This is a genomic window from uncultured Polaribacter sp., from assembly GCF_947495205.1.
In the GTDB taxonomy this organism is placed as follows: domain Bacteria; phylum Bacteroidota; class Bacteroidia; order Flavobacteriales; family Flavobacteriaceae; genus Polaribacter.
On record NZ_CANLXV010000004.1, the window covers coordinates 83,790 to 107,393 of the forward strand.

The window sequence follows — 23,604 nt, forward strand, 5'->3', positions numbered from 1 at the left end:
CCATTACACGTATTTAAAATATGATTTTAAAGGCAGAAAATATTCAAAAAATTTATGGCAGCAGAAAAGTGGTACAAGGCATTTCGCTAGAAGTAAAACAAGGCGAAATTATTGGACTTTTAGGTCCAAATGGAGCTGGTAAAACTACATCTTTCTACATGATTGTTGGTATGGTTAAACCTAATTTTGGTAAAATTTATTTGAATGATGAAGAAATTACGCAAGATGCCATGTACAAACGTGCCCAAAAAGGAATTGGTTATTTAGCCCAAGAAGCATCTGTTTTTAGAAAATTATCTGTAGAAGATAACATTATGTCTGTGTTACAATTTACAGGAAGGTCTAAAAAAGAGCAAAAAATTAAATTAGAATCTTTAATAGAAGAATTTAATATTGGTCATGTGCGTAAAAATAGAGGAGATTTATTGTCTGGTGGAGAAAGACGTAGAACAGAAATTGCCCGTTGTTTAGCCTCTGACCCCAATTTTATTTTATTAGATGAACCCTTTGCTGGTGTAGACCCAATTGCTGTAGAAGATATACAAAGTATTGTTGCACAGCTTAAAAACAAAAATATTGGTATTTTAATTACTGATCATGATGTACAGGCAACTTTGGCAATTACAGACAAAACGTATTTAATGTACCAAGGTAGTATTTTAAAAAGTGGCACACCAGAAGACTTAGCAGCAGATGAAATGGTGCGTAAAGTATATTTGGGTAAAGATTTTGAATTGAAAAAAAGAAAATTATTTTAGTAAAATCACTGCTGAATACTTAGTAAAGCTTAATTAAACAACCTTTTTTTTATTAAAATTAGAAATTACCGATAAAACGATATAAAGTGTTACTATTAAAGGAATTGATAGATATTGTAAAAATATTATCATTGCTAAAGAAACCACTAAAAACAAATACTTTATTAGATTATTTTTTATGGAATACTCCTTAAATTTTAAAGAAAACAAAGGCAATTCTGCATTCATTAAAAAAGTTAGCAACAATGTAATTGCAATTAAAAAATAACGATTGTTTAAAACGGTATAAACCAACTCAATTTCTGTATTCATTTTTATTAATGGCAAAGCAATTACAAACAAACTCATTGCAGGCGTTGGCAACCCTATAAAAGAATCGGTTTGTCTTGTATCTATGTTGAATTTTGCCAGTCTGTAACAAGCACCTAAAGTTAGTAACAAACCAAAAAAAGGAAATAATTCTATATCTAAATCTTTAAAATAAGTTGCTGTAGTTTCTTCTCCAAAATAATTCAAACCATTTTTATCAGTTAACAGGTTCATCATAACAATTCCAGGAACAACACCACTAGTTACCATATCTGCCAAAGAATCTAACTGTTTGCCTAATTCTCCAGAAACATTTAATAAACGTGCTGCAAAACCATCAAAAAAATCTAAGAAAATACCCAAGACAACAAAAAAAGCAGCAAGTCCAAAAGCACCATGAACTGCAAAAATAGTAGCAATTGTTCCACAAAAAAGATTGCCAAGTGTAATTAAATTAGGAATATGTTTTTTCATAATTATTTTAAAAAAAGCTAAAGTAAGCAATCCTGTTTTGAAGTTTTAAAAATTTCTTTTTTTTTACGTAATTTTCAATCTAAAATAAAATTACAAGCAATGCCTATTTTAAAATCAGACTTTACAGCTACTTTGCCTTTTAAAAATGGACATTTCAATACCATGTATCGTCCTTTATTCATGAAAAACACTTGTGCATATCATAGAAAACGAATAACTACTTGGGATAATGATTTTATAGATTTAGATTGCTCTTTTGTAGGTTCAAAAACCTTAGTTTTACTAATTCATGGTTTAGAAGGCAGTGCAGCTTCTAATTATATGGTGGCTACCGTTAATTTATTAAATGCAAACCAAATAGACACCGTTTGCTTTAATTTAAGAAGTTGCAGTGGCGAAGACAATCTGCGTTTAGAAACTTACCATAGTGGCAAAACAGAAGATGTAGATTTTGTAGTAAAGCATCTTTTAAAAAACTACAATCACGAAAACTTAATTATTGTTGGTTTTAGTTTGGGTGGTAATTTAACATTGAAGTATTTAGGGGAATATCAAGAAAAATTATCATCAAAAATAAAAGGTGGTATTGCAGTTTCTGTGCCTATTGATATGGGTACTGCAGAATTAGAAATGGACAAATTAAAAAATAAAATCTATGTTGAATTATTTTTTAAAACCATGAAAAACAAAATTTTAGAAAAAGCTTATAAGTTTCCTGCATTTAATTTAAATAAGGAAAAGTTATTTAAAGCTACCAAATTTAAACATTTGGAAGAATTATATACAATACCTGTTTTTGGTTTTAAAAGTCCAGAAGATTATTGGCAAAAAGCAAGTGCAAAACCTTATATTCCTAAAATAGATAGACCAACCTTATTAATTAATGCAAAAGACGATAGTTTTTTGTCTCCGGCGTGTTTTCCTAGAAAAGAAGCTTTACAATCAAATCATTTTTATTTAGAAATGCCTAATTATGGTGGCCATTGTGGGTTTATTTCTTCATTTAAACCAAAAGAAAACCAATGGTTAGAAAACAGAATATTAAAATTTATTGAAAATAAAATAAGAATTTAACTTTTTAAAACAATAACTTTCTAAAACTCCTGTTATTTTAATAGTATTTCAGATATTTGTTACATTAAATAAAATTGAAATTTGAAATTTAAATTATCTGTTCTTTTTCTCTTTGCAACTTTCGTATTGCAAGCACAAGCCTTTAGAAATTATTCTAACGAATTTTTAAATATTGGTGTAGATGCTGCTGCTTTAGGAATGAGTAAAGCTGTAGTTGCCACAACTAATGATGTAAATGCAGTTTACTGGAATCCAGCAGGTTTGGTAGGAATAGAAGATTACCAAGGCTCTTTAATGCATGCCTCTTATTTTGCAGGAATCGCAAACTACAATCATGCTGCTTTTGCAATGCCAATAGACAAACAAAGTGCTTTAGGTATTTCTATAATTCGTTTTGGTGTAGATGATATTTTAAACACCACTGCATTAATTGATGCTGATGGAAATATAGATTTTAATAGAATTAGCCTTTTTTCTGCCGCAGATTATGCTTTTAATTTTGCTTATGCAAGAAACCTAATTTTTAAAGATTTAAAACTTGGTGTTAATGCAAAAATAATACGCAGAACTATTGGTGATTTTGCTGCTTCTTGGGGTTTTGGTTTTGACCTTGGTTTACAATTTGAAAGAAATAATTGGATGTTTGGTCTTATGATTAGAGATATTACCACTACATTTAATACTTGGTCTATAGATGAAACTGAATTTAATACCATTAGAGATGCTATTCCTGAACAAAACCAAGAATTGCCTGAAACTACAGAACTCACAAAACCCAAGCTACAAATGGGCGTTGCTAGAGCGTTTAGAATTGGCAGATTTATGAATTTACAAACAGAAATAGATTTAAATGTACGTTTTGCAAAAACAAACGATATTTTTGCCTCTGAGTTTGCAAGTATAGATCCTGCAATTGGCTTTCAATTAGATTATGATCGTATTGTTTATTTAAGAGCTGGCGTTGGTAATATGCAATACATTACCCAATTTGATGATTCTAGAGCGCTCTCTTTACAACCTAATTTTGGAGTAGGTTTTAATTATAAAGGAATAAAAATAGATTACGCTTTAAGCAATATTGGTAGTGTGGGTAATGCCTTATTTTCTAATATTTTTTCAATTACTTTTGATTATACTTTTTTTAGATTATAATTTTTTATGTTCAAAAAATACATAACACTATTTCTTTTTAGCTTTTTAGGATTTCACAACAGTAATGCACAAATAAACCTATCTGAGTATTCAGAAATTTCTTTTGTAATTGCAGGACCTGGAGAGGAGTTGTATGAAAAGTTTGGTCATGCTGCAATACGCGTTAAAGACCCTGTTTTAAATTTAGACTTTATTTACAATTACGGTATTTTCGATTTTAATGCACCTAATTTTTACACCAATTTTGCACAAGGCAAAATGTATTATTTACTGGCGAAATATAATTTTAAATACTTTTTAAATAGTTACAAAAAGGACAAACGTTGGGTAAAACAACAAGTTTTAAACTTAAACCAATTCGAAAAACAAGATTTTTTTAATTATTTAGAAAACAATGCTCTAAAAGAAAACGCTACCTATTTGTATGACCCTTTTTTTAACAATTGTGCTACCAAATTAAGAGATATTAGCTCGCTTGTTTTTAAAAATGCGATAACTTATAACACTCCTAAAATACCAAAAAACCAATCTTTACGATCTTTAATGAATAAAGAATTGAATTGGAACTCTTGGGGTAATTTTGGAATAAACCTAATTGCTGGTACAATTTTAGATACAAAAAGACCACAAACGGATTATATGTATCTTCCTGATTATGTATATCTACTGTTTAAAAATGCAAATAAAGATTCCAAAAAAATAATTTTAAGAGAAGATATCTTACTTAATTTTGAAGAAAAAAAAGCACCGTTTTCTTTATTTAGTCCTATTGTAATTTTTACCATCTTATTGCTCCTTGTAATTGGTATTACAATTCAAAATATGAAAACCAAAAACCGAACAAAAATTTTAGATTTCACACTCTTTTTTATTACTGGTTTTATTGGACTTATTTTACTGTATTTATGGCTTTTTTCATCACACAAAACAGCACCAAATAATTTTAATATCCTTTGGGCATTTGTACCTAATATTTATGTGGCTTTTATAGTATTAAAATCCAATGCTAAACAATGGGTTTCTAAATATATTCAATTGCTTATTGTACTACTTTTTGCAACACTAGTACTTTGGATTTTTGGAGTGCAAATATTCCCAATTACGCTAATTCCTGTATTGATTTTACTCTTAATTAGATACGTATATTTAACGAAACATCTACTGACCTCTGTAAAATAAAACTGTAGATATGGTTTTAATTAAGATTTTAAAATCTAAAAAGGTATTTCTTTCTTTGATATAATACAAATCGTACCTAAGTTTTGTTTCTTGCTCCTCTATAGTATTTGCATAAGGATAATTTACTTGTGCCCAACCTGTTAAACCTGGTCTAACCACATGTCTAATAGCGTAAAAAGGGATTTTCTCTTCCAAATCTTTTACAAATTCTGGTCTTTCTGGTCTTGGGCCAATAATACTCATATCACCTTTTAAAATGTTTAAAAACTGTGGCACTTCATCTAAACGCGTATTTCTTAAAAACTTGCCAAAAGCTGTAATTCTACTATCATTTTTTTGTGCCCAAACTGCTCCATTTTTTTCGGCATTTTTTACCATAGAACGCAATTTAAATATTTTAAAATGGTTGCCATTTTGACCAACTCTAATTTGCGTATAAAATAAGGAACCTCTATTACCCACTAAATTTCCTATAATTAAAAGCGGAGCAATTAATAAAAAAACAAGAATACCTATAATAGACACTAAAATGTCTACAAAACGTAAACCAAACAAATAAAATCTATTGGTATTATTTTTACTGAAATTTAAATATTCGTAAAAATTAGTGTCTAAATAATCTTTTGGCACTCTAGCCGTAACTTCTTCATAAAAACTAGACAAACCAACAATGTTTATTCCTTTTTTAAACAATAAAATTAATTCTTTGTTTAGTTTATCTACATATTTGTTATCTAAACCTTCTCTAGCAATAATTAATTCGTTTACGGGCAAACCCCCTAAAGCGTCTATGATATTAGCAGTTGCTATATTTTTATACCCTTCTACACCTTCTATTTCTTCATTAGAAAAATAAGCAATTAAATTATGGAAATTGTCATGATACACATGTCTTACCATATTTTCTATACGCTCTTTTTTACCTACAAAAATGATGGTTTTAAAGTATTTTGGAGAAAAAATAAAAGATATGTATAAGAATCGCCAAATTATAACAGGTATTGTTATGGCTAGGAAAAAGTAAATAATTTGTAAACGATTGGTAGGTAATTCTGGAGAAATATAAGGCGTAAAAATATAAAATATTACAGTAGCAAACGTGGTTACTACTGCACTTCTAACAACCAGATATCTATTGTTAGAAATATTTAAATTAAAGAGTTGAAAAATTTCTCCAAAAAGTAAAAAGTAAGCAAATAACAGGAAAACCCAACCTAAAATGGCACTACTATTAAAATTAAAATAGTTAAATTCAAAAAACAAAAAAGACGCATAAAGACCTGAAATTAAAAAAAATAAATCTATAATTTTTAAAAATATTTTTCTCTCAGAAAGGTTAAAGTAGTTTTTTTGAGGCATCTAATGAATAATAAGTTTGTTTGGTATCTAGAGATTTAGATTCGAAACAAAAATAGGATAAATTAAAAAATATTTGCTATGTTCCTTTTAAAATATTTTTTCATACAAATTACTTAGAAAAGAAAAATTGTGATATTTTTTCATAAAATTGTATCCTTTTTCACCTAAAATAATTCTTTCTTTGGAACTCATCTCATAAAGCTTTGTAATTCCTTCTATAATTTCTTTTGTTGATTCTGGTTTTACAATAATACCACAGCCAGACAACTCTACCTGATCTCTAATATATTCTGATGATTCTAAAATTGGTTTTTTAGCTAGCATATAATCAAAATATTTATTGTAAGAAACACCATAATGGTATAATTTAGATTTATATCTACTAATGTAACAAACATCAAAAAAACTTATCAAATGTTGCACTTTAGCTTTATTAATTTTTTCTATAAAAGTAATATTTGTGGACTTTATTACTTTCTTTTGCAAAGATTCTTTTAAATAGCCGTCTCCAACTATAATAAAATGAATATTACTATTTTTAATAGAGATAGAAGCTTCAACAAAAAACTCCATTGCATTTGCCAATCCTATGGTACCAGCATAACCTATAATAAATTTATCTTTTGGAATTAAATTTAATACTTCTTTATCTAATTTTTCATTTTTAAGTAGGTTTTCATCAATTCCATTAGGTATGTAATGTACTTTTTTATTTGCTTTAATTAGAGAATTAATATAAGTAGAGGTATTTGGCAAAACAGATACGATTTCGTCTGATTTATTATAAGCATATTTTTCAAAAAAACTTAAAAACATGATAAAAGGATGTCTTTTAGAATAGCCTTTTAAATACATTGGCGTTAATGGCCATAGATCTCTAATTTCAAAAATCAGTTTTTTAGCTTTAAACTTTTTCTTAAAAAAAACACCATTTAAAATAGGAAAAATTGGCATTGAAGAAACCAAAATAACATCTGGTTTTTCTAAAATTTTAGTTGTCAAAAAAAACAAACGAAATGTATATACAAAGTTGCTAATTATTTTTTTAAAACCTGTGTTTTTATAAACGGGTACTTTTACCCAACAAAATTCAATATTATTTTCTATAGTTTCTTTGGTAAACCATTTGTTTAAAGTTTTAGGTTGATTTATAAATAGATGATTGTAAGAACCAGATATAATTTTAACCTTATATCCTTTCTTTACCCAATATTTGCTAAGAAAATAATGCCTTTCTCCCCAACCAGAATCTAAATTACCTGCTGTTTGATTTATTATCCAAATTGTTTTAGACATTCTTTATATTATTTATTACTGCTCTAAATTTACCATTTTTATTTTTAGGAATTTCCTGTAAATATTTAAAATCTACAGTATTATTTTCACCTAAAATATCATTTAACCTTTGTAAAATTGTGGATTCAGATTTTTGTGAATAACTATGATCAACTGTTAAATTAATAACAAATACATTGAGATTTTCCTGTATAATTTGGCCCACTATTAAACCTGTAATATCTATAAACAAACTATGAAATCTAACTACTTGTTTACCATCTTTACCAATAATAACATCCTCTACTCTACCATTTATTTCTAAAATTGATGGCATTTGCAAACCAGATTTTGTTTGTTGATTTTTTTTCTTTGTAGCGCTATCTCCAATTCTATATCTAATTAATGGTTGGTCAAAGTTTAACAAACCTGTTAAAACTACTTCTCCTTCTTCTCCATTAACAACCTCTTTACCATTTTCATTTATTAATTCTAAAACGCCTGTATCTGGGCTAAAAAGAAAATCTCCAAAAAGGTTTTCTGAAATTAAACCACATGCTTCCATACCGCTGTAAGAATCGTAAGTTTTACAATTATAGGCTTTTTTAAAAGTAGTTCTCATTTCTTTTGTTAATTTTTCACTAGAAGTAATTACAGCTTTTAACTTAGGTACTTTAATATTTTTATCTGCAATTAGTTTTGCCAAAAAATAATTACTCATTGCATAGCCAACCATAAACTCTACTTTATGGTTTACAATGCCTTTAACATAATTTTTAACCGATTTTTCATGTATATGATAAGCAGAAAAATAAGTTTGTTTTTCTGCTTTATTAAACCTGTAATACGGTGGTTTTGCCTTGGTTTTGTGTATAATTTTTCTACCACCAATCATTCCTCTAGCATTTTTTATAGAAACTCCAGCCCAATTTAATACTCTGCTTTCATATGCTGCAAACCATTTTTGATGTGTTTTTTTTGAAAAGTAAATACTTACTGGCGTTCCTGTACTGCCACTACTGTAATAAAATTTTCCTTTTTCTTTCTTTTTTGATAAAAGTAATGTTGTGCCGTACTTTCTTAATTCTTCTTTTTCTAAAAACGGTAATTTATGCAGGTCAGCTAATTTAAAATGCTTAAAATCATTTAAACAAAAACCTGCTTTAGCATATTTTTCTTTGTAAAATGGAACATTTTTAAAAGCATAAATTAATAATTTTCTTAATTCCGTTTCTTGATAAATTTCCCATTCTTTGAAAGTAAAACTTTCTCTTTCCTTAAATAAAAGTAATTCTTTTTTAAACTCTTTTCCTAGTCTTCTATTTTTCCAGTAATAACCATAAATACTAATTCCAATGTTTTGAATTTGGTGTGGTAAAAAGCTATATATTTTAAATAAGAAACGCATTAATTTAAAATTTCTTTCCACTGGTTCATAACAATAGAACTATCAAATTTCTCTACTTTTTGTCTGGCCTTTAGTGGCAATGTTTTATGTTTTCCATCTACTATATTTTTAATTGCATTTACCATCTCCATAGCATTGTTTTTTGCTACTAAAAGCGCATCTGTATTGTTTTCTAATAAATAAGAAATTCCGCCAACATTTGTAGTTACAACAGGTAAACCCAACGCCATGGCTTCCATAACACTTATAGGTGTATTGTCAAAATTTGTAGTATTTATAAAAACATCAAATTCTTTAGATTTTTTGTGCCATTGTTCTTTAGGTAAAACTCCTGTAAATTCTACAGCAGCTTGTAATTGATATTTTTCAACTAATTTTTGACATTTTTCATAAGAACTATCTACAAAAGGACCAACCATACATAATTTTGCATTTGGGTATACTTGTTTTAATAAAAACAATACTTCTATTGCCATTGTAGGATTATAAATTTCTTTAAATGCTCTAACCCACAGTAATGTTGGTTTTAAATCTGCTCTTTTTTTAAAGGGATAGTTTTCTATTTCTAAAATGTTAGGAATAAATTTTACAGTATATCCCTTTTTTTCAAATTCAGTTTTTAAATAATTGGATGGCGCTACGTTTGCAAAAGAATTTTTAAATAGTAAATTAGACATTCTTACAGATTTAGAAATTCTATAAGGCAAATTACCTCCATGTAAAATAGGTATGTATTTAATTTTAAAAAACCTGGCCAATTGAGCTGTTAAAAAAGCATAATAAAAATTTGTAGTACTAAACGTGTCAATTAATATATAAGCTACTTTATTTCTATATTTTACAACAGACAATAGCATTGCCAATAGTCGCAGAAATTTATTGGTTTTGTCTGAAGAAATGTAAACCGTAAAACCTTCTTTTTTAAATAAATTAGATAAAACCGTTAAAGTAGAATTGTACTTGGATTTTTTGGTTAAATTATTACCAATATATAGAATAGATTTAGGTTTCTTCTTCATAATCTGTAATTCTAATAAGACTTAATGCATAAATAAAGCCAGGAATTGCAATGCGCATTGCAGAATGATTTATGGTTAAAAACCAAATTACATAAAACGAAATGATAAAGGCTTTCTGAAAATTATCTCCCCTGAGAAAATTAAATAACGGAACTGTTAACAGCATAATTAATATGAAAAAACCAATGATACCGTGTTCCTCTAACAATCTTCCTACTTCGTTATGCGAAGCTGCAGTTACTTTTCCAATACTTTTTTGCCTTTCATATTTACCATTTCCTACACCAATACCCAAAGGGTATTCTAAGAAATTGTTAAACTGCACTTGTATAATATCTAATCTACCGCTGGTAATATCTTCTTTAACACCTATTTTGTTTCTACCGGCATATCTATTGTCTAACATGCCTCCAGTGATATTGGAAGTATATAACCATATTGCTACTAAGAAAAAACCTCCTATAAAAATATATTTTGTAAGTATTTTTATAGAAACTTTTTTATATAAACTATAAAAAAACAAAAATAAAATTATAGATATCGTTGCTGCGAGTATACCGCCTCGAGAAAATGTTAAAAGACCACGATATGAAAAATAAATAAGAAAAATTGCGTCTAGAAATAAAAAACCCGAAAGTTTTGTTTTAGAAGCAATAAAGACTACCAATACAAACATCCCTAAACCTATTGCAGTAGCCACTTGGTTTGGTCCAAAACCTCCAGATGTCACAAAATTTGCTTCAGAATGAAAAACAATTTCTTTTAAATCTGGGGTTTTAAAATACATATAAGTCACCATGGAAAATAAAGGCAACAACATAAAAAAAAGTGCATTAAAAAATTCCTGTTTTTTAATAGGTCTCTTATAAAAATAAATAGCAGCAATACCCAACCCTATGGGGCCTCCTAAATTAAAAACAATTGCTTTTCTTATCGATTCACCTTCTGGTACTTGTGTAAATACAATACCCAATAAAAGGAGTAAAATATAAAAAATGTATTGTAAAGAAAAAACTTGTTTGTACTTTCCAAATAAAATCCCGAGCACTAAAAATAAAATGACACCATATTTTCCTGTTTCATATAATATAAAACCTTTTGTCATTCGTATAAAAACCTCTGCACCCGCAATATAAGCTGCTAATATAAAAGCTTCTTCATTATTATTTTGTGAAAGATAAATAAGTACTACAGGGATTATAATAACTAAGGAACCGTAAAGTTTCGGAAATAAAGGCAACGTACCTAAAAAACCAAATACAATATGGATTCCTATAAATAATAATTTGTTATTCAGTATCTTTTCTATCAAATTTAACTTTTATAAATATGTAACACTTGTTTCATGAAATTTTCTTGCGAGAAATTATTTTTTATTTGAATATTTAAGTTTTGCCCAAAATAAGCCGATAATTTTTTAGAGTTTGCCAATTGTTTCAACTTATCTGCTAAAAGCGTACTATTATTCGGCATTATTATAAAACCCGTTTTATTATTGACAATTACTTTATTACAATCACCAACATTGGTAACAACTACTGGCAGTTTTGCCAAACCATATTCCAACAGTGCTATTGGTAAACCCTCAGATTTAGAAGATAAAACTCCTAAAGAACATTGTTGCAAAATATTAAAAATATCTGTGCAAACTCCGTGCACAAAAATATGTTTTTCTAATCCTTTTTCACTAATCATTCTTTTGATTTTTTTATAATAAGTATCCTCTATATAGCCACCAATTAAATGCAAAGACCATTCTTTAAAATCCTTTTGAAATAAATGAAAAGCATTTATCAAATTTTCATGATCTTTTTGCGCTCTAAATGCACCTAAATGAACAATTCTTTTACCTTCAATTCCTTCTAAAATGGTGTGTTTTTCAAAATTATTAAAAACAGCAAAATTATTAAGCAAATAAACTCTTTTGCAATAAAGATTGTGTAGAGACCATTTTTCTAATTGATTATTTACAGCTATAATTCCTTTAAAAAAAAAAGAAATTTGTTTTAATGGAAAAATATTTCTCTTTTTTAGTTCTTGGGTTTTCCCAAAATGATCATGCCAAATAATTTTTAATTTTGGACATATTAATTTTACACAAAAAGCAAGAAAAAAAGAACTTGAATGTGCATGAAGGATAGAAATGTTATTAGCTTTAATATAATTTTTAAAGGTTATAATAGCCTTAATATCTATTGTTCTTTTTTTATTTAAGAATAAATACCCCGTATTTTTATTGATACTTTCTCTTAATTTACCCTCTTGCCTTGTTACGCATAAATGAGAATTAATATTTTCTTTTACTAATAAATTCGCGATATTTACTGCGAGCACCTCTGCGCCACCAGTATTTAAAGAATCTATAATTTGTATTACTCCAATTTTACTCACTAAGCAATAATTTCTTTATTTCAATATCAAAGGTATCTAAATTAAACTTCTGAGACCATTTTTGAGCCGCTAAAACCTTTTTTTGATAAATTTCTTTATTATGCATATAGTCTACTATAATTTTTACAAGATTTTCTTCTCTAACGTTAGGTGGAACTGTAGTTCCTCTTTTGCCGTTTCCTAACATATAATCTACACAAGAAACTCTAGAAGAAATTGGTAAACACCGCCAAAACATGGCTTCTGCAACTACTTTTGGCCAACCTTCTGATTTAGATATAAAAATTAAAAAATGAGATTTTTTAAATGCTTCTTTTACTATTTCTTTTGGTTGATTACCATGTAAAATAATATTATTAGATAATTTTTTGTCAACTATGTATTTTTTTAAAGTAGAAAACTCAGCGCCATCTCCATACATGTTTAATTTAACATCATAATTTTTAAGCAATAATTTTTCAACTGTTTTAACACTTAACAAAGGTTGCTTTCCTTTAGAAAAACTGCCCACAAAAATAAAATTTATAGTAACATCTAATTCTTTTTTAGAGACATTTTCTACTTCATCTTTATAATAAGATGCTGTAAAAAAAGGGATAATATTTTTAGATTGATTTTTCCAATCTCCATACACTAAAACTTTACAATTTCTAGTTAAAAAAGTATTAGAGATAATTTTTTTTTGTAACCGATAACTAAAAGGTTGTTTACTTTTAGAATCCCAATTCCCTGCATATTTTACTGTTTTAGGTTTATTAGGAAATAATATTTGTACAAAACAGCCTAATAATCCTATATTTCCAGGACATCTTAAATGAATATGATCTGCCCATAACATTACTTTGAATATCTTAATAAATATTATTGGAATTAGAATTATAGATTTTACTTTGTTAAAAAAAGTAATAACATTAAAACTAGGAATTTTTAAAAGTAAAATGTTTTTATGGTTGTACTTCTCATCAATTTCAGATATTTTTTCTGAAGAAATTGGAGCAAGAACTTTAACTTTTTCTACATATTGAAGCCACAAGTTCATTTCACGTACGTAAGGCTCATAAGCAAATAATGTATTATTTACTTTTTTATGAACTGCATGGGTAATAATTGCAAACTTCACTATTTTAAAATTTAATTAGATTAAACTTATTGTAATAAAAAATTGTAAAAAGTACAATTTTTATTTAAAATTTTCTCTGGTGAAAATTTTTGTAATACTTTTTCTCTTGCAGCAGTTTCTATGGATCTATTATTCTTTCTATTATTTAAAACTTTAATAATAGTTTCAGAAATATTATCAATTTCTAAGGGTCTACATAAAAATCCATTAATTTCATCATCAATAGTTTCAGGTCCTGGACCATATTCCGTAAAAACCACAACCTTTTCCATACACATTGCTTCAGGAGCCACTAAACCTTGTACTTCCATGTGAGAGGGAAAAACACAAACTTCGCCAAACTCGTAAACCTGAGGTAATTCTTTATAGGGAACAGGTTTTCTAAATGTAATATGTTGTTTTATTTCATCTGAAAATTGATTCAACATCCAATCTTTATATAATGTTCCGTCTGGAAAAAACCAATCTCTGCCATAAATATAAAGATGTACTTCTGGAAACTTTTTTCTTATTTTAGGCAGCGCTAAACACAACTGTCGTATCCCTTTTTTTTCGCATATTGTGCCCGCAAAAACAATTGCTCCTTTTACTACTTTATTCTTATCTCCTATGTAAAATTGTTCTACAGGAATTGGATTATTGATAGTAATATTTTTTTTGTTTGAAAAGTCTAAAAATTTAGAAGTTTGTGTTTTTACAAAATCTGAAGTAGCAATTACCGCGTCTGTTTTTTTAAAAGTAATTTTCTCTAAAATAGATTTTCTTAAACTTAATTTATTGTTTTCAAAACTATGAAAAAAATGATGCCCACCATGCATTCTAACCACTTTACAAATTTCTTTAGGTATTTTTACAAAAGCCAATCCTCCTTCTTGTGCTTCTATAATATCTATTTTATTTTCTTGGTGTACTCGTTTTATAATACTACTAATTGTTTTAGAGTTAATAAGCCAAGATATACCTTTTATTGATGATTTTTTTTTGTAAAAAATATGCACGCCATTTATTTTTTTTTGTACACCATCTTCTTTTATAACACCAACAATTGAAACTCTATGACCACTTTTAATTAATAAATCACAATAGGTTAATAAAAATGTACCAATACCTCCAAAAGATCTATTTGGTAAAGGATATTCACTAGCAATAAAACAAATATGCATCTTTTAATTTTTATGAATTTCTGAAATAATAGTATTGGCTAACAAAAAAGCATTTTTTTCTATAGGATAATTTACAATTTTTTTCAACCAAATTTCCCTGTCTTTTCCTACAGAATTTTTATCTTTTAATATCCTTTTTATCAAAGGATAAAAATCATTTGCACTGTTTACCCAACCTACTGCATCCAAACCAGTCATACTCCTAAAATGTTCATATTTGTATGTTTTTTTTACCGACCAATATTTATGCGCTTTTGGATTGTAGTTTAAGTATAGGCAAGGTTTATTGTGAACAGCAAAATCGTGTGCCATTGTACTTCCTAGGTTAATTACTAAATCTGAATGTAAACAAGTATTAACAAGTAATTTTAAATCATTGTAAGATGGGTAAATTAATGAAAAGGAATTTTTTTCAGACTCCTTTTCTACCCTCCAATCTGGATGAATAACTGTAATAATGTGTTTGTATTTCTCTAAAACAGCATCAAACCTTGTACTAAAATCTACAGGGCATCTTCTAAAAATTATCTGTGGTCTATCTTCTTCTTTAAAATTTAAAAGAGCATCACATAAATCTTCTAAAAATATTTGATCATATGGTGAAGTCATCACATCATCTCCAGAAAAACAAATCGTTTTTTTGTTGCTATTTAACTTGTATTCTTTAAAAAAAGTTTCTTTTGTTAATCTAAATTCTTCTCTTTTATGAAACTCAAACTGAGGAGATCCTACTACAAAAACATTTTTAGGATTTATTTCTCTATACAATAAGCACAATTGTTTTTTCATTAACGCAGACCAAACAAAATAGTTTTGTGGTCTAGAAATTAATCTAGCTTTGGGCACATTATCCCAAGAAAATATTACTGTACTATTCTTAATACCTAATGCTTTTGCTGCCATTATTACAGGAGTAGTAATTGGCGCTCTTTGATGCAAGTTGATAATAAAATCTGGTTTTATTTCTTCTAAATCTGCTATGACATTTTTATAAGCTGAAGTTTTTGTTGTAAGTATTTCATATCTCTTCTCAAAAAATCGTATTAACTTGTAATTAATAGACATTAATTTTCCAATTGTTTTACATAAAAAATAAAACAACTTCATTTTTAAAGTTTTTGGCTTCTTAGACCAAAAGAATTTTATAGAATCATTTTTTAAAACTTTAGAGAAATAAACTAATCTTGCATATGCAGGGGCTTCCCTTAAAAACCTTAAAATAAAACCTTCTTTTAAATCTGGTAATCTTTTATGATTTTTAGAAATATTTAAACAAACATCTTCTATTTCTAACAATGCAGCTTTAGAAACTTTATGGTATAATTGTATCTCAAAACCTTTAGAAATAAGTTCTTTGCATAAGTTTGAGTATAAATAATTTCTTATTCCTACCCCATCAGGAACTAAAAATAATATTTTCAAAATTTATTTTTTTTTAAAATTTGAATAAACTTACGCGCTATAAAAATTTCTGTTTTTGCGATAGACTCTTTTGTAAAACCACCTATGTGTGGTGTTATAATAACATTAGTATGCTCTTTTGCATATGCTATTAATTTATTTTCTTGAATGTCTGGTTCTTTATATAATACATCTGTGGCATATCCTTTAATTTTACCAAGTTTTAAATACTTTATAATATCGTCTTCATTTACCACACCACCTCTAGAGGTATTTATAATGTATAACTTTTGTTGTATGCTTTTTAAGACATTTTCATTTACAATAAATTGTGTAGAACTGTCGAATGTTATATGAATAGATAAAAAATCCACCTTGCTAATTAACTCATTAATTGAGTTACACCTTGTAAAACTAGTGTTTCTATCTTCAATTTTATCAAAGTAAAAAACTTTCATTCCAAAAGCAGCGGCATAATCTGCCATAATTTTACCCAATCTACCAAAACCTAAAATTCCAATATTTTTTCTGTAAAGCTCTTCTCCTTGAAACAAGTTTCTGTTCCATTTGTATTCTTCGGAATGTTTAAACGCAACTTTGTTTTGTCTAATTAAACTTAACATTAAACCAAAAGAGTGTTCTACTGTGGCTCTTACTTCTTTTAAAAATTCTTGTTCATTTTTTAAACTAACAATAGTTATGTTGTTTTTTTTGCAAGCTTCCAAATCTATATGATCTAAACCTGTTACTGCACACAAAATAAACTTACATTTGGCTGTTTTTAAAACTTCGTCTGTTAATTTATGGTTTAATCTAAACCAAAAAACATCACATTCACTTAAGGATTTCTGTAATTCATATTGTCCTGAAATTGTAACATAATTAATATCTGAAACTTCTGACAAATATTCAAATGCTTCTTTGGTCAGTTTATTTATTCCAGAAATATTTGTAATTAATTTATTCATAAAAATTAATAGCCATAATGTTTTAATAAAGTTTCTGCAACCAATAAATCTCTCTCTGTGTCTATATTAATCCATTTAGACTCTGGCATTATATAAGGTTTTTTGGTATCTAAAATTAGTTTCTTATGCTCTAAAAATGCTTTAGTTGTAATGGCATAAATACATCCATTTCTTAAGTAGACAGGTGCTAAATCTTGTCTTCTTTTTTTTTCATTTTCTTTTTGCAATGGTTGTAGCATATTTTTATCTATAGTATACATTCTTGCAGGATGAATGTCTTCTAATTCTACCACAGAAACCACACATGCTACATTTTTGTCTACAGAAAACATCTGTATAACATTATCTATATCTTCTGCAGTTCTTGCAGGAGCTGTTGGCTGTAAAAGTATAACACCATCATATTGTTTTGTTATATTTTCTAATACTTCAACTAAAACAGGTTCTATTGGCGTTTTATCTTGGGCGTTTTTTGAAGATCTTCTTTGATAGTTACAATTGTATTTTTTAATAACATCTATAATTTCATCAGAATCTGTAGTTACTAAAAAATCTGTAAGCAATTTACTTTTTTGAGCAGCTTCAATTGTATAACCAATTAAAGGTTTGTTGTTTACCAAACGAATATTTTTTTTCTTAACTCCTTTAGATCCTCCTCTTGCTGGTATTATTCCTAAAAATTTCATTTAATAGGTAATGGTTTTATGAAAATTAAGCTCTGTAATTGCCAGTATTTCTGCAATTTTTTTTCCAGAATTTCCATCACCATAAATTTTATTGTTAGGAAATTCTTTATCACTATTTATTAAAATTGCTTCTTTTATTAATTCTTTATTATAGGCTACATCTATAACATTGCTGCCTCTTTGTCTTCTACTTTGTCTAGTGCCAATATTAACTACAGGAACACCTAAAAAAGAGCACTCTCTAATTCCAACACTAGAGTTACCAATTAAACACTTACTATTTATAAGTAGCCTAAGAAAATCGTTGGGCTCCATGTTCTTAAAAAAATGAATGTTTTTTGGTTTCATTCTTTCTCTAAAAGATCTAATTCCTGTTGATGTGCCATCTGCACCTGAATCTACATTTGGCCAAAACCAAAAAGTTGGAATGCCTAATTCTAAAACAGCATGTAACGTTTCTTCTATATGTTTTCTTGCAGATTTATATTCTGTTGTTACTGGGTGTTGCATCACAACTATATAACCATTCTCCCATTTTATTTTTTCTCCAACGCCACCATATTTTTGAATAGGATTAAAATTTAATGTTGGTTTTTTATTTACTTCTGCTGCTAAATCTATTGAAGGACAACCTGTATTAAAAACTGTAGTTGGATTTTCTCCCAATTTTATAACTCTTTCTTTTGCTTCTTCTGATGCCACCAAATGAATATCTGCTAATTTTGTATTAGCATGTCTAACTTTTTCATCTATATTTCCCGTTACCTCTCCTCCTTGTATGTGTACTAATGGTATGTTTTGATAAGCTGCAGCAATAGATGTTGCAATAGTTTCAAAACGATCTGCAATTGTAATTACTGCATTGGGTTGCAATTTATAAAATACATTAGCCAGTTCCATAACACCTAAACCTGTGGTTTTAGCCATAGATGTTGGGTTTTCACCCTCTAAAACCATAAATACTTTTTCATCAATTTTAAAACCATCATTTTCTATAAAGTCAATGGCGTTTCCATATCTTCCTAATAATGCGGAACCTGCAATTACAAGTTGTAATTCTAAATTAGGATGCAGCTTTATTTCAGTTAAAGCTGATTTAATTCTGCTATATGATGGTCTTGCTGTAATTACAACACAAATTTTTCTTTTACTCATATTAAATCCGATTCATTTAAGAAATCCCACTTATTCATAGCATGACTAATTTTTTTTCCAATTACAGCATTAAAATCATTTGCAGGAATTCCTCTATTACTTGGTTTTTTTGCTTCTAAATCATTAAAATTAATAATATGATTTTTTGGTAAATCTTTATTTACACAAAGCGATTTTTCAAAAATAGTTTTTAATTTGTTAAAACTAGTATTGTTATTTTTATTTATTGGGTTTGCATTTGCTATTGCTATTTTTCTAACTTCTTTAACTAATTTTTTTGTTTCCTTAATTGTCAAAGAAGCTTTTGCATCAGGGCCAAACATTTCTTTATCAAACACCACATGAAATTCTAATATTTCTGCTCCTAATACAGTTGCAGCAATACATGCACCAATTGAGGATGAATGATCTGAATAACCTACTTTTACATCATATCTTTCTTTTAACTCATTAATTACATTTAAACCGTATTGTGTAGGTTTTGTAGGATATGCAGTTGTGCATTGTAAAATAGCGTAATTAATTTTTTTTTCTTTTAGAAATTTAGTGGTGCTATCCAATTCATCTAAAGAACTCATGCCAGAAGAAATGATAACAGGTTTGCCTGTTTTGGCTATTTTTTCTAGTAATAAAAGGTTTGTAATTTCTCCAGATCCTATTTTATATCTTTTAATACCCACTTTTTCTAAAAGATCAACAGCTTTATTGCTAAATGGAGAACTCATAAATTCTAACCCTACATCATCACAATGTTGCTTTATGTTTTTCCATTGTTCAAGAGAAAATTCCATTCTTTTCCAATAATCAAATCTTGTTTTATCTTGTTTAGAAAATTGTACTCTAAAAGGTTCATAAATACTACTTTCTGCGGCTGCAATATGCGTTTGAAATTTTATAGCATCTACACCTGTTTTAGACAAAGCATCTATATAAGAATGTAATATTCCTATACTACCATCATGTGCTTGTGCTATTTCTGCTATAATAAAGGGAGAATTCATATTTTAACTGTAAATTGTTTTAACATCTTTAAGATTTTTAAAAAATAATTCTTTATTTTCAACAAGTTCTTTTTCTGAGAAATCCCACCATTTCAATTCCTCAACCTCTTTAATTATATTATCCGAAAATCTCTTTTTAATCATTTTTCCTGGAACACCAGCTATTATAGAATATGGTGCTACATCTTTAGTTATAACAGAACCTGCAGCTAAAATTGCTCCATTACCTATTTTAACATTACCCACTATAATTACACCATGACCAATCCAAACGTCATTGCCAATTTCAATTTTTTTCTCCTCTTTTAGCGTTTTTAACTCTCCATTAAATAAATTTTTATTTATATAGGTTGATAAATAATTTATAGGATGATTACTTGCGTGTAAGGCAACATCCGATCCAAATTGGCAATACTTTCCAATTTTTATTTGTCCATTGAATAAATTATTATAACCTAATGTAGTGGCATGTCCTATAGTTATTTTTCCAGAAAAATTACACCTATCTGGGACTGCATTTTTTCCTTTAAAAGTAACATTTTGTAGGCCTCTAGAAAAACCAGAAAGTTTTACATTTTGTTTAATTTCTGATTTATTTAATATATGATAAATCACTTTTTTAAAAAAAAGAATTAATTTCATATAAATTTTATTTTTTTTAAAACACCTACTGTTCTTTTTATAATAAAGTAAGGTACTAACCTGTTAATTAATGTTGTACTTTTTTCTGGAATTAGATTAAAACTAAAATCTTGTTCTTTAAATGTTTCTAAACTTTTAATTTTTTCTCTAGCCCAACTATTTTCTAATATGTTTCCCATATGCCAAACGAAAGCTTTTGTAGATGAAAGCCTTAAAAGGCCTGTTTTATCAAAAGGCTCATCTAAGTATTTTGCTTCTGAACCACCTGAAACTCCTTTTTTTGAGTACTCTAAAGGAACATATTTTAATGTAGGGTTTCTTCTTATGGTGCAACAAAAGTGTCCAGCGCCAAGAATTACTCTTTTATTACCTTTTTCTATTGAATATATTTTTGAATTATATTTCTTCTCAGTGAAATCTAAATCTTTACCTATACTTGTGTTAAAATGTAAGAGATCTTCGAAATTACAGACTTCTTTTGTGATTTTTGATTTTTTAAAAAAAAGATTAATATTTGATAATAAAGTAGAATTAGAATAACTAAAATGACCTGGCGTTGGATTCAGAGAAACAAAACCTGCTTTAGGAATTGTTTTAAAAATCTCAAAAGTTTCTTTTAACCAACCTTTATCAAAAAAAACATCTGCATCTGAATATGTAATAAAATCTTCAAAACAAGCTCTAGTTTCAGACATAATTGCATTCATTTTACCTATATTTTCTTTATTAAATACAGCTTTATCAATCTTATTAGCTTTATACAAATCTGTAATGTAATTGTTTACCTCTAAACAAGAACCATTTGAAATTACAGTCACAGCTATATCACTATTTATTGTTTTTATTAATGATTCTATACAAATTTTAAAAACATTTAAAGAATCTTTAAAATATCCCTCAAAATTAGGAATATAAACTGGTATAATAACTCTATGACCTTTCATGGAAAGATCTATATTTTTGTGATTATTTGGATTAATCCCTATTCTCATAATAATCAATAAGTTTTTTAATTCCTTCTTCTAGAGGCAATAAATCTCTTTTAAGAATTTTTTTCATTTTAGTAACGTCTGGACACCTTCTTAACATATCTCCTTCTTTTAGAGCCGGTAAAAAGACAATATTAGATTTACTATTAGTCACTTTTATAATTGTTTTTGCAAGTTCTAAAACTGTTATCTCACTATCATTTCCAATATTAATAACATCATTAGTTACTAAATTATTTTCGTGAATCTTAAGTATAGTATCTATATTATCATCTATATAACAAAAGGTGCGGGTTTGTTTTCCTTCTCCAAAAATGGTAATATCTTTATTTGCTTTTGCTAATTTAATAAATTTTGGAATTACAAAATCTTCACTTTGATTTGGTCCGTAGGTATTAAAAAAACGAAAAATAGAATATTCTAAACCGAATTCTTGATGATATGACTTTAAATAAGATTCTCCTAAATTTTTTACAATTGCGTAAGGTAATTTAGAGTTTAAAGGAGTTGTCTTTTCATTTTGAGGTATTTCAAAAGGCTCTCCATATACTTCAGAAGATGATGAAAAATAAACTTTAGATACATTTGTGTTTTTTGATAAACTTAAGATATTTTCAAAACCTTTAATGTCTTCTAAAACCCAAAGAGGATTATTTAGAGTTCTTTGTACGCCAACTACTGCAGCAAAATGAAAAACATAATTAAAATTATATCTATGGAAAACTGCTGAAATATCATTGTAATTATTTGCATTACCTTTAATAAAAATAACATTCTTTTTTACGGGTACTTTTTTAATATCACCAGTTAACAAATTATCAAATACAACTATTGTATTATTATTATTTTGTGATAATTTTGCGACTAGGTAACTTCCAACATTTCCAGCTCCTCCTGTAACTAAAATATTTATCATCTTTATTTTATCTTTTATCTAAATTAATTCTTTTATTTTTTTTTGAGGAAAAATATATTTATCTAAAAAACTTAATTCTATTGGTTTTTTAGGATACAAAAGGTTGTATCTTTTTACGCCAGAAATTAAAAGCTTTGAAGCTATTTTTTGTAGTACAAATGGGTTTTTAATTCCCATTTTAACAAAGTTATTATAAATTTTCCTTTCAATTCCTATGTATTTTTGTTTCTGTAAAGAAAGTCTAGTTACATCTTGGTATTCTCTGTAAAAAGCTAAAGGTTTATTGATATATACTACTTTGTGACGATAAAACATTCTTTGATAAAAATCTAAATCTTCACCGATTTTAATGGTCTCATCAAACAACAAATCCCTTGTGAAAACTTTTCTCCTTATTAATGGCGTTGGAGATTTTACTACCCAAACCCCTAAAGCATTCCAAAAAACATTTCCAGACCTTTTGTATGCTTTTGCTTCTGAGGCACCAATTACTTTTCCTGTTACTTTTCCTTTTTCGTTAATTACAATTGCAGAACTATGTACGCAAGCTATATCAGTATCTTTATCTAAAATTTTACATTGAACTTCTAATTTATTTTTCTTCCAAACATCATCATCATCTAAGAATGCTATATATTTTCCTTTTGCTTTAGAAATCCCATAATTTCTTGCAGATGATAAACCACCGTTATTTTTGTGATAGTAAAAACAATTATTATATTTTCTACAAATATTTTCTGCGTAATTCTCTTTTGATCCATCGTCAATAACTAATATTTCAATATCCTCATATGTTTGGTTTACTACGCTAAGTATAGCTTCTTCTAAATATTTAGACCTATTAAAAGTAGGTATTATTACCGAAACTGAAAAGATAAATTTACTCATTCAATTAAATAATTTTTAATGGTTCTGTGACCTTTTGGCCTATATTATTTTTAATTAACTATATTATCATGAACTATCTAGCGTGTAAAATTTACAAAATTTTAAATTATTTAATTTGATTTTTCTATGAGTTTTATCACTTATTTAAAATAATGACGTTAAAAATCATTATCGCCTTCAACTCTTTAGAAAAGACAGGTTTCAATTTCATTAAATCAGTTAATTAGAAATTGTTACCAACTCGATTTAAACAAAGTTCAATTAAATTTATTTCAAT

At 27.5% G+C, this 23,604-nt stretch carries 22 protein-coding genes; 4 read left to right on the forward strand and 18 right to left on the reverse strand.

The window, feature by feature from the left end:
• Positions 1-20 precede the first annotated feature (20 nt).
• The gene (lptB, locus tag Q0762_RS04970; protein WP_298764334.1) at positions 21-758 is read left to right on the forward strand and encodes an LPS export ABC transporter ATP-binding protein; all 738 of its coding nucleotides are present in this window, start codon (positions 21-23) and stop codon (positions 756-758) included.
• Positions 759-791: 33 nt separating this feature from the next.
• On the opposite strand, the gene Q0762_RS04975 is transcribed toward lptB, so the two are convergent.
• A complete protein-coding gene (locus Q0762_RS04975) occupies positions 792-1,541 on the reverse strand; it encodes a CDP-alcohol phosphatidyltransferase family protein (RefSeq protein ID WP_298764336.1) in 750 nt (249 codons plus the stop codon).
• A 99-nt stretch (positions 1,542-1,640) separates the two neighbouring features.
• On the opposite strand from Q0762_RS04975, the gene Q0762_RS04980 reads away from it, so the two are divergent.
• The 3 genes from Q0762_RS04980 to Q0762_RS04990 all read left to right on the forward strand — a co-directional run bounded on the left by Q0762_RS04980 (position 1,641) and on the right by Q0762_RS04990 (position 4,946).
• Positions 1,641-2,615: an alpha/beta fold hydrolase gene (locus Q0762_RS04980; protein ID WP_298764338.1), complete on the forward strand. Its 975-nt coding sequence runs from the start codon at positions 1,641-1,643 to the stop codon at positions 2,613-2,615.
• Positions 2,616-2,696: 81 nt separating this feature from the next.
• On the forward strand, positions 2,697-3,767 hold the full coding sequence (locus tag Q0762_RS04985) for a PorV/PorQ family protein (RefSeq protein WP_298764340.1): 1,071 nt from the start codon (positions 2,697-2,699) through the stop codon (positions 3,765-3,767).
• Positions 3,768-3,773: 6 nt separating this feature from the next.
• A complete protein-coding gene (locus Q0762_RS04990; RefSeq protein ID WP_298764342.1) occupies positions 3,774-4,946 on the forward strand; it encodes a DUF4105 domain-containing protein in 1,173 nt (390 codons plus the stop codon).
• On the opposite strand, the gene Q0762_RS04995 is transcribed toward Q0762_RS04990, so the two are convergent.
• The 17 genes from Q0762_RS04995 to Q0762_RS05075 all read right to left on the reverse strand — a co-directional run bounded on the left by Q0762_RS04995 (position 4,926) and on the right by Q0762_RS05075 (position 23,327).
• Positions 4,926-6,305, reverse strand: coding sequence for an exopolysaccharide biosynthesis polyprenyl glycosylphosphotransferase (locus Q0762_RS04995; RefSeq protein WP_298764343.1), 1,380 nt, complete (start codon positions 6,303-6,305; stop codon positions 4,926-4,928). The genes Q0762_RS04990 and Q0762_RS04995 overlap by 21 nt on opposite strands.
• An 87-nt stretch (positions 6,306-6,392) precedes the next feature.
• Complete coding sequence (locus tag Q0762_RS05000) at positions 6,393-7,601, reverse strand: glycosyltransferase family 4 protein (RefSeq protein WP_298764344.1); 1,209 nt, start codon at positions 7,599-7,601, stop codon at positions 6,393-6,395.
• Positions 7,594-8,988: a hypothetical protein gene (locus Q0762_RS05005; protein ID WP_298764347.1), complete on the reverse strand. Its 1,395-nt coding sequence runs from the start codon at positions 8,986-8,988 to the stop codon at positions 7,594-7,596. Before Q0762_RS05005 ends, Q0762_RS05000 begins: the two co-directional genes overlap by 8 nt.
• Positions 8,988-10,007, reverse strand: coding sequence for a glycosyltransferase family 4 protein (locus tag Q0762_RS05010; protein WP_298764350.1), 1,020 nt, complete (start codon positions 10,005-10,007; stop codon positions 8,988-8,990). Before Q0762_RS05010 ends, Q0762_RS05005 begins: the two co-directional genes overlap by 1 nt.
• Positions 9,991-11,319 (reverse strand): O-antigen ligase, encoded by a 1,329-nt coding sequence (locus tag Q0762_RS05015; RefSeq protein ID WP_298764353.1) that lies wholly within the window; start codon positions 11,317-11,319, stop codon positions 9,991-9,993. Before Q0762_RS05015 ends, Q0762_RS05010 begins: the two co-directional genes overlap by 17 nt.
• A 2-nt stretch (positions 11,320-11,321) precedes the next feature.
• Complete coding sequence (locus tag Q0762_RS05020) at positions 11,322-12,398, reverse strand: glycosyltransferase (RefSeq protein WP_298764356.1); 1,077 nt, start codon at positions 12,396-12,398, stop codon at positions 11,322-11,324.
• Complete coding sequence (locus Q0762_RS05025) at positions 12,391-13,518, reverse strand: glycosyltransferase (protein ID WP_298764358.1); 1,128 nt, start codon at positions 13,516-13,518, stop codon at positions 12,391-12,393. The genes Q0762_RS05020 and Q0762_RS05025 overlap by 8 nt, the downstream gene beginning before the upstream one ends.
• A 26-nt stretch (positions 13,519-13,544) precedes the next feature.
• On the reverse strand, positions 13,545-14,681 hold the full coding sequence (locus Q0762_RS05030) for a glycosyltransferase family 4 protein (RefSeq protein ID WP_298764360.1): 1,137 nt from the start codon (positions 14,679-14,681) through the stop codon (positions 13,545-13,547).
• 3 nt (positions 14,682-14,684) lie between these two features.
• Positions 14,685-16,103 carry a hypothetical protein gene (locus Q0762_RS05035; protein WP_298764362.1) on the reverse strand — a complete coding sequence of 473 codons (1,419 nt, stop codon included), beginning with the start codon at positions 16,101-16,103 and terminating at the stop codon, positions 14,685-14,687.
• Entirely contained in the window at positions 16,100-17,050 is a 951-nt protein-coding gene (locus tag Q0762_RS05040) for an NAD(P)-dependent oxidoreductase (RefSeq protein WP_298764364.1), read from the reverse strand. The genes Q0762_RS05035 and Q0762_RS05040 overlap by 4 nt, the downstream gene beginning before the upstream one ends.
• 5 nt (positions 17,051-17,055) lie before the next feature.
• Positions 17,056-17,736, reverse strand: coding sequence for an acylneuraminate cytidylyltransferase family protein (locus tag Q0762_RS05045; protein WP_298764366.1), 681 nt, complete (start codon positions 17,734-17,736; stop codon positions 17,056-17,058).
• Positions 17,737-18,891 (reverse strand): UDP-N-acetylglucosamine 2-epimerase, encoded by a 1,155-nt coding sequence (gene neuC, locus Q0762_RS05050; RefSeq protein WP_298764367.1) that lies wholly within the window; start codon positions 18,889-18,891, stop codon positions 17,737-17,739.
• Positions 18,888-19,892 carry an N-acetylneuraminate synthase family protein gene (locus tag Q0762_RS05055; protein WP_298764369.1) on the reverse strand — a complete coding sequence of 335 codons (1,005 nt, stop codon included), beginning with the start codon at positions 19,890-19,892 and terminating at the stop codon, positions 18,888-18,890. The genes neuC and Q0762_RS05055 overlap by 4 nt, the downstream gene beginning before the upstream one ends.
• A gap of 3 nt (positions 19,893-19,895) precedes the next feature.
• The gene (locus Q0762_RS05060) at positions 19,896-20,507 is read right to left on the reverse strand and encodes a CatB-related O-acetyltransferase (RefSeq protein WP_298764371.1); all 612 of its coding nucleotides are present in this window, start codon (positions 20,505-20,507) and stop codon (positions 19,896-19,898) included.
• A 23-nt stretch (positions 20,508-20,530) separates the two neighbouring features.
• Positions 20,531-21,526: a glycosyltransferase family A protein gene (locus tag Q0762_RS05065; protein WP_298764372.1), complete on the reverse strand. Its 996-nt coding sequence runs from the start codon at positions 21,524-21,526 to the stop codon at positions 20,531-20,533.
• A complete protein-coding gene (locus tag Q0762_RS05070) occupies positions 21,510-22,439 on the reverse strand; it encodes an NAD-dependent epimerase/dehydratase family protein (RefSeq protein ID WP_298764373.1) in 930 nt (309 codons plus the stop codon). The genes Q0762_RS05065 and Q0762_RS05070 overlap by 17 nt, the downstream gene beginning before the upstream one ends.
• A gap of 18 nt (positions 22,440-22,457) precedes the next feature.
• A complete protein-coding gene (locus Q0762_RS05075) occupies positions 22,458-23,327 on the reverse strand; it encodes a glycosyltransferase (RefSeq protein WP_298764374.1) in 870 nt (289 codons plus the stop codon).
• Positions 23,328-23,604: the final 277 nt, after the last annotated feature.